This window comes from Myroides odoratus (genome assembly GCF_965118575.1).
Taxonomy (GTDB): domain Bacteria; phylum Bacteroidota; class Bacteroidia; order Flavobacteriales; family Flavobacteriaceae; genus Flavobacterium; species Flavobacterium odoratum_B.
In genome coordinates, this window is record NZ_CBCPHW010000022.1 from 53,639 (window position 1) to 62,236 (window position 8,598).

Here is an 8,598-nt window from a genome sequence, read left to right on the forward strand (position 1 = left end):
TTTTCTCATGAATACATCTATAAAGACAGCTATTAATTCTTTTATAAAGGAAGCTACAAAAAGCTTTCAGAAGATTACCCCACTAGGAATCGAAATCACAAAATATTATGACTCTCCTTCAATGGAAGCTGTTGTACTCGAAATAGACAAAGATATTGAGGCTACAATAAAAGCCAATAAACCCTTATTGGAAAAAAGACGACTGAAAGACATCGAAAAAGGATTTAATTTCACCTTAAAGACGTGTTTGAATAACGGTATGGAACTAGAGCAATTCAAAGATTTGCTTTACCAAAATTCAGGTATCTTACTTGACGAAAATGAATTAGAACTGGCATTAAGTAATCCAAAAGATGTAATAGTTTCAAAAGTAGATTACAAGGCTGATAGTGAAATTGAAAAGGTTCTCGTGTCTAGTATTGGCACATTTGATCATCTATTAAGTGATAACACGATTTATACCCAACATAAGAGAGCATTTGCACTTGCAGTAATCCTTATCGACAATGAATTCGAAAAAGCATCAGATCCTGTTGAGGCAATTTCTAATGATTATAGCATTTTAAAAGAATTCTGTCTCTCAAAAGGATACGACCTAATGAGCGACCCTCAATTTTCAAGCTATAAGATTATAACGATTGATGACAAATATGAACTTGTAGAATCGTACCCTGCCAGGATCTATAATAAAGATCTGGATACAACAATTTTCCTGAATGGAATTGAAAATCATGTATTTGAATATCTCATCCAATTATCAAAAACAAATATCTTTCAATTGTCATTGAAACCGAGCTCATTATATTTTATAGATGGTTACGAGAATGCGACGGCTGTTTATGAACATTTAGAAACCGGGAAGTATTTTCATATCGATAACTTTAAAGGCAACCTATTAACAAAACTCTACAATGAATCCTATGACAATCTTTGGATAAAAATAGACGGCAATGATTTGACCTTTGAAGAAATTATACAGGATTTTAAAATTTATGAAGATATGGTCGTTACACAAGTCCTACACAGTCAGTTTATAACTGAAGGCTCCAACTTTTACATTACCCATTTAGATCATGAATTCATATTCTACACGCTGGAAGAATTTGAAAATCGATTGGTAAATCCCATTCAGAAAGGAGAAGCCATGACAAGGATAAAGACTTTTAAAATTGACGGAAGTAAAATCTTGGTAAATGATCACTCAAATATCTTATTTACCATTCTCGGAATGAAATTTAAAAATACAGAGTTGATAAAAGAATACTTTAACAAAATTGAAGAAGATGTTAGCTGATTAGCTAATTTGATTCAGTTTGCTATAGCTTTATTTATATTCCCACTATCTGCAGCTTTGGTCAAAAAAAAATAGCTTATCTTTGTCAAATAGCTTAATGCTCTGCAAGTTACCCTATGGGTACACCTGTTAACAGATAATTGTTGAAAACCCTATATTTACTGATATTTTTCCAAAGTTTACGGAGACTCTTTCTCATAAACAATACATTCTACAACCATGAAATATTTACTGTTATTTATAGGTGTTATTTTTTCCAATATTACATACTCCCAATGCGGTGCTAAATTATTGACTGGAACTTTTGATAATGTACGTTTTATTTTGCCTTGCCCAGCATTCCAATATTCTTTCACTCCTCATAATAATGAAGTAGAATTAAATATTTTAAATCATAATAATATTGATTTAGTAAAAGAGGAATTTTTGAATGTGGAGTCCATAGTAAGACAACATATATTAAATAAAACAACTAATTATTTTTTGGATAATTTGAAATTTTATTGTTTAGATATTGTTTCTCCTGATAGAATTGATGATTTTAAACACCATATCCCTTCAATAGATATGAAACATTGTTCTGCTAAATATTCCATTTATTACTATTTTGAGCCAATCAAAAATGTTAAGTATTGCGTAGGATTTACATTGGATAATACTATGAGAATAATTACAACGGATAATTTTCCGCATGGAAATATCGAGCATTTCCAACAAACTACTATTTGTGAGATATATGATTTAGGAACGAAATATCTTAAAATTGCTACTGATGATTTAAAGCTGATTGTTTATAATAATAAATTCTATTGGAGCTTAATTGAGAAAAATAATTATACACAAGGAAGAAATCAGGTACAAAAATTATTAATCGAAACGGCTAATTTAAATAACTACCTTACGCTTAATGAAGAAGTCTATGTTGATTTTTAATACTTAATATGCTGAGCCCGTTTTCTGATACAACTTATTCAAAAACTTAAGATAGTTTTTTTCGTTTTAAGGCTAATATCGGAAATAACTTTTGGTCAATTAAAAGACCTAAAAAGTTGTTCTGATTTTATGGTACATATTTTTTGTAATACATTTCGGCTAATGTTTTATAATCTAACGATTGATAAAAACGTTCATTAGAAGGAGTAAACAGTAAAAAATCAGAATGAAAAAATTGGATTACAACTATTTAATGTTTGGTAAAAAAAAGATCTAACCAACTTGGCTAGATCTTTTTGATTAAATTAACTTTTTATACTTAATCTCATGACTAAAATAATTCCTGAAAACGTTTGACATCTTCAATAAAATTGTTCGATATTTGTCCTTTTAGGAGTACAAAAGTCCTAAGTATTAACTTAGGACTTTTTTTTTGGAAACTATTCTCCAAAAAAAAAACCAGAGTTACTAGCTCTGGTTTTTTTATTTACAATTATTCTTTTACAATAAACTGTACACTTTGTTGTTTTCCGTCTACTTTGAGCACTAAGAAATACGATCCTGAAGCGACTGTAGTAGGTATTTCAATACTCTTATTGGTATTGCCTTCTATAAATTCTCCTCGTTTTATCGTCTGTCCTTTTACATTATAAATAACATAACTGGTTGCTTGTTGTTTATCTTCATCTAATCGGATATGCAGCAACTGATTCTTTTTTACTGGATTTGGATATAACCCCCAATTCGCTGGTGCTTTATCTTGAATAAAAATTGGACAACTTGTAATTTTTTTGCCATTGTACAAGGTTAATTCTACATAATACTCTGCACCTGTCTCTAGGGTAGTTCCAAAAGCATCCCCTGCAGAATACGCTTGTTTATCTCCAATCGGTTCTCCATTTTTAAACCATTGATAGGCTTGGAAAACATACCCTCCATTCGTTTGTTTGTTATTATTAACCAACAGTACATTATCGTATTTTTGAACGACAATCTTTTCTGTAGGTATGCGTTTTTCAATCACTACTTTATAGGTTTCGGTAACGGTTCCATTCGGAGATATAACTGTAAGTATTTGTTCATATATTCCATATTCTTTTACCGCCACTGTTAGATAGTCTGAAGGACTTACATGTGCTCCCTCAGCCACCTCAACTTCAATTATTACTTCCTCTTGTGCACGATCACAGCCAATGATTACATACACTTCTTTCTCTGGTTTTCCGTAGGATATTCCATCAATACTTAAATTCGAGATACTCGCATCACGACTAACCACTTCTATCGTTCTAGCAACAGGTAGCGCCGCTTTGTAATTTGAATTACCCAATTGAAAAGCCGTTAGGGTTACTGTTCCTGTACGTAAAAAACGAACCAATCCCGATGCATCCACTTCTGCAATTTGTTGTTCTTCCCTATTATCTATGCGATAAGAAACGGGTAAAGATGAGCTTGCTGTGGCCGTAAGTTGTAAAGTTGGTGTATCTTCAATTACAACGGTTGTTACAGTTCTGAAGTCAATCACTTGCTCGGCTTGGGTGATAGTCAACGTTCCTATCAATGTCAAAGGTTCATAATCTATTCCATAATCTACTACTGCGGTTACTTGATAGATTCCAACATTCGTTTGATTATTATTGGTGTAGGTAATTACTGCTTCTGGCAAGCTAGTTCCTTCTACTTGTAGAGCTTTCACTTGTCCATCGTAAACATGCGTTTGTGAGGGTAGAGAAAGTCCACTAATCTGACTCTGTCTAATTTCAAAATCAGCGCCTGTAAAGGAAGCTACAAAATAATTAGCTCGTGTAGTTAAACTTCCTTGAGATATCCCATAAAATCCTAAATCCTCTCCAACCTCACGTACTAGATTACCCGTTGTAGCGTTAATTATAAAATCACCTCTTTGCAATCCAATTGCAGTATAGGTAAGCGCTGGGTCGACGGCTCCAAATCTTTTATATTGATTTTCCACTACAACTAAATGCAAAGGTGCAGGTATAATTTCAAATTTTTCTTCATTTAGAACAACAAACCTATAGTTGCCAGACAATGCCTGTAAACTACCTAAAGTATATCGATACAATCCTACATTTTCTCCTATTGATCTACCTAGTAATCCGAGGACCGTGGTTTCTTGCGTATCCGCAAACTTAAAGCCTGTGACTGTAAATCCAAATACAGGATCTGCCTCTCCATAAACTTTTCGCATTCCTGCAGTAGGGTGCACAGTTAAGGTAGCTGATGTAATTGTCAATTCGCTTTCTAGATAAACAAGTCTATAATTTCCATTAATAAGAAGTAAATTCCCTTGCGTAATGGTATAATTGCCTACATTTTCTCCTGCCGTACGATTCAGTTCTCCTGTTAATACATCCGCAACCGTATCTCCTTGTTTCAAGCCTTCTACTGTATATGTTAATACTGGGTCAACAGCTCCATACTCTTTACTTTGTTGCTGAGCGATTACTCTTAATTCAGTGCCAACAATAGCAAAATCAGCCGTAACAAATACAATTTCATAATTGGTTCCCGCAGTTAAAGTTCCTTGGGTAATTGCATATGTAGCAATAGCTTCTCCAGATTCTCTACTTAAAGCTCCGCTAAAAACACGTTGATCATCTGTATATTTAAAACCCGATGCAGTATAGGAAAACACTGGATCTTCATCGCCAAAAGGCTTAAACTGATTCGCATTAGCTGTAACAGTAAGATTTGCTTTTGTCACCGTCAAGGTAAAAGAAACATCTTCTGCAGGTAAATAACGTAGATTCCCCGATTGACTGGCTGTTATTTGCGTTTCTCCAGCACCCTTAATAACTAATTGTCCATTTTGAACGATAGCTACACTTGTATTATCAGTCGAATAACTCAAAGCAAGTCCGCTATCTGATTCCCCGTGAATAAACGGTAAATCACCATATGCTTTGACTATATCATCTACTGTAATCGTTTGCGCTATGGCTTGCGCTGTAGTAAAACTAACAGGACCATACCATTCTCCACAAGGCATTGTGCGTATATATACCTCATAATTTGTATCTGCAACTAAATCCGTAAACGTATAAGGTGTACTAACGTTTGTAACCGTTCTTCCTTGCCCCCGTTGAAAACCAGCTACGCCATATTCAATTTCAAACACAGTACCCTCGGATTCTATGTATAAAACCGTTTCTTGGTCATTTCCATCTACCTCAGCATCAGTAACCGCATAACACGGAACTCCTCCCGAAATATCAAAATCATCCAAAGAAATCAAATACTCTAAAAAGATGGCGGTAACATTAGCGGTAATTTTAATGGTTAGGTATTCTCCTGCAAAATTATCTAAATCATAAGAAAAATCTTGCCATTCACTCGCTCCATTATTTGTAAGAGTCTGTATTCTAGTATACGTTGCCCCATAATTTGTTGAAAATTCAACAACAATATTTCCAGAATTAGCAGAAACAGGTCCACCAGTCATTGGATTTTCATACAAATACTTGAACGAAAAGGTATCTCCATTTAATATTGGACCAACTGTTATAGTAGAGAAACCAGCTGTTCTCACACCTCCTAAAAAGGAATAATCATATAATTCAGTTTGAATACTTGTGCCATTTTCAGGAGTAACCTGATTAAATTCCCAATTTGAATTAGCAACAGGTCTCCAACCTAAAGGATAAGCATCTACAGCTTCAAAATCTTCATGCCAAGGAGAAGGTGTAACTAACATTTCATCGTACGTAAAAGGTCCTGTCCAATCGCTTACTTCATCATCAGTACATATAGCACGTACATAAAACTGATAGACTTCTGTTTGGTCTAAATCAGCAAAAACATACGAAGTTGTTGTTACATTTTCTATTAAAGTTCCGTCAGCACTTCCTTGGACAAAACCAGAAGGTCCCCATTCTATTTCAAATTGTTCCCTACTACTGGTCCATGCCAATGTAAATCCATTAAGACTAACCTCTGTTGCTCGAAGCCTTGATGGACGAGAACATCCTGTAGGGCAATCTCCTATCGGATGTGTTTCTGAAACTAAATCCCAGCAAGCCAATACCGTACCTGAAATATCTTCAACACCCCCAACAGATACTGCATATTGAACCTCATTATCACATCCCCAAGCCCAAGTATCATCTATAGTAATTTGAAGTGAATACGGCGGATTAGCAACAGTATAGGTTTGTTGAATAGAAAAGTCGTTATATTGTAAATAACTGTAAGGCCCTCCAGAAAGAACAGCAGTTCCTGAACCATCCAACAAGCGCCAAGTTGTCATATCCCCATATTCAGGGAAGGTTAAATTTATTTCAATTTCACAATCATCTCCTTGTCCAGGATCCGTAGTCCCCGTCCCAACATTTAATGTAAAATCAAGTGCTTGCCCAAATGAACTATCCACTTCTTCAATATCTGAATCATAATAACTAATAAAACAAGGATCTCTATTCAATGTCACATCCAACTCTGGCATCGTCCAAGTTTTAGTCACTCTAATACGCGTTTGCCCAGTCAGAGCATTGGCAGGAATGGTGATTGCTAGAGAAGCATTTAGTCCATCCTCTCCATCAGAATCATCAATTGCACCCATATAGTAAACTTCTCCCGCATCGGTAAAACTCCCGTTTTGATTCCAATCGATAAAAACTAAAAATTCATTGGTCATTCCATACGTATTTCCCTCTACTGTTATTGTATAGGGTTGTCCTATCGTAGCCGTAGCAACATCCGCAATTCGATTCACCAAAAGAGCGGTATCATTGGTATTTACTATTTCTAAAGTACCAAATTTAACTTTTGTTATTTCCTCAACATCATATCCATCAACCTCGCAATAAGGAGCAGGAAATTGAGCAAATGCTACAGGTCCTATAAAACACAGGAAATACAAGATTAGAAAATGAAACCATCGCATTGTTTGTGGTATTTTCTTTCTTGCCACGTTAGGGTAGGTAGTGTTATGCATACGTGATATTTTAATTAAAATGACTTCATAGCTATCCTATGTCACAGAATTTATCTTGTTAATTTAATTAACAACACCATATTACAAGGAAAACCACATTAAATAATAAAATAACAATATAGTGAATTAACAAAATATTCACAATTTTTTTAATTAAATATTAAATAGATTCACTCGTATACAAATACAAACAAATGTTAAGAAACAAAAAATAGCTATTTTACCTTTCTATTGCTAATTTTTAGCAGTCCTAAAAGAAGGCTTACTTTTTTCTATTTTCACAAGCAAAAGGTCGCCTAAACTCTTTTATTTATTTTGAAGAAAAAAAAACAGTCCCTGAAAACACAACCCATTCAGTATCAATTCAAAACAAAAAAAGCATCTTTTAATCCTAAAAAAGCTTGCAAAACAAGAATTTCTATTCTATATTTGCACTCGCAATACGGAAGTAATGCACGATCTTACAAGTAGACGCGAAAATAGCTCAGTTGGTAGAGCGCAACCTTGCCAAGGTTGAGGTCGCGGGTTCGAATCCCGTTTTTCGCTCAAGTAATTTAATTACGCTCGAGTGGTGGAAGTGGTAGACACGCTGGACTTAAAATCCAGTGAACAGTAATGTTCGTGCGGGTTCAAGTCCCGCCTCGAGTACAAAAGTCCTAAGTTAATACTTAGGACTTTTTTTTTGGATTGGTGCGAATCGCAACTCATTCCCTAATTTCTGAATTTATTACATTTTTATTATGAGCGCCATCGTTATTAGCCAGAAAGAAAATGAAACGTATAAGTTCACTTTTGAACATCGTAGAGGGCGAACTCTACTTACAAGCCAAGAACATACAACAAAAGAAGAAGCGTATGAAACGATTGCTTTCTTAAAGAACCATTTTTCTACTGTTGAAACTATACGATTCAAAACCCCTAGTGGTAAATTTTATTTTAAAATTGTTATTGAAGCTAACACCTATGGGATGAGTCGCCGGTTCAATACTGAATTGCGATTTGAAAATGGGATTGAAGAAGTTTTACTAAACTTTGTATCAGCTGAAATATTAGATTTATCCCTTGACATTTTTGGCGATTTCCCTGATGACATATAAAAAAAGGTAAATAACAATAAAAAATAATCACAAGCAAAATACTGATTATCAACTCATAAATGAATAGACCTGAAAAAAGTTTCATTTTTATTTATTTTTTTCTTGTCACACGCTAATTTTATTCTATCTTCGCACTCGCAAAACGGTTCTAAATACTGAATGAGCAAAGGCTCGAGTGGTGGAAGTGGTAGACACGCTGGACTTAAAATCCAGTGAACAGTAATGTTCGTGCGGGTTCAAGTCCCGCCTCGAGTACAAGAAGAGGGTCCCAAAAGGTCCCTCTTTTTTTTTATATATTGTTGGGGTTTTTAGACTTAAAC

At 34.5% G+C, this 8,598-nt stretch carries 4 protein-coding genes and 3 tRNA genes; 6 read left to right on the plus strand and 1 reads right to left on the minus strand.

Features of this window, described 5'->3' with window-relative positions; genetic code table 11:
* Nucleotides 1-7: 7 nt before the first annotated feature.
* Both ACMHJ2_RS15605 and ACMHJ2_RS15610 read left to right on the plus strand, forming a co-directional pair.
* Nucleotides 8-1,294 carry a hypothetical protein gene (locus tag ACMHJ2_RS15605; protein WP_413513798.1) on the plus strand — a complete coding sequence of 429 codons (1,287 nt, stop codon included), beginning with the start codon at nt 8-10 and terminating at the stop codon, nt 1,292-1,294.
* 219 nt (nt 1,295-1,513) lie between these two features.
* A complete protein-coding gene (locus tag ACMHJ2_RS15610) occupies nt 1,514-2,227 on the plus strand; it encodes a hypothetical protein (protein ID WP_413513799.1) in 714 nt (237 codons plus the stop codon).
* A gap of 493 nt (nt 2,228-2,720) precedes the next feature.
* Here ACMHJ2_RS15610 and ACMHJ2_RS15615 read toward each other — a convergent pair whose 3' ends face one another.
* Complete coding sequence (locus tag ACMHJ2_RS15615; protein ID WP_413513800.1) at nt 2,721-7,181, minus strand: MBG domain-containing protein; 4,461 nt, start codon at nt 7,179-7,181, stop codon at nt 2,721-2,723.
* 473 nt (nt 7,182-7,654) lie between these two features.
* On the opposite strand from ACMHJ2_RS15615, the gene ACMHJ2_RS15620 reads away from it, so the two are divergent.
* From ACMHJ2_RS15620 to ACMHJ2_RS15635, 4 genes are all read left to right on the plus strand, one after another.
* A tRNA-Gly gene (locus tag ACMHJ2_RS15620) sits at nt 7,655-7,727 on the plus strand.
* A gap of 16 nt (nt 7,728-7,743) precedes the next feature.
* Nucleotides 7,744-7,829, plus strand: a tRNA-Leu gene (locus ACMHJ2_RS15625).
* Between the two features lie 92 nt (nt 7,830-7,921).
* Nucleotides 7,922-8,278 carry a hypothetical protein gene (locus tag ACMHJ2_RS15630; protein ID WP_413513801.1) on the plus strand — a complete coding sequence of 119 codons (357 nt, stop codon included), beginning with the start codon at nt 7,922-7,924 and terminating at the stop codon, nt 8,276-8,278.
* A 169-nt stretch (nt 8,279-8,447) separates the two neighbouring features.
* A tRNA-Leu gene (locus tag ACMHJ2_RS15635) sits at nt 8,448-8,533 on the plus strand.
* Nucleotides 8,534-8,598 lie beyond the last annotated feature (65 nt).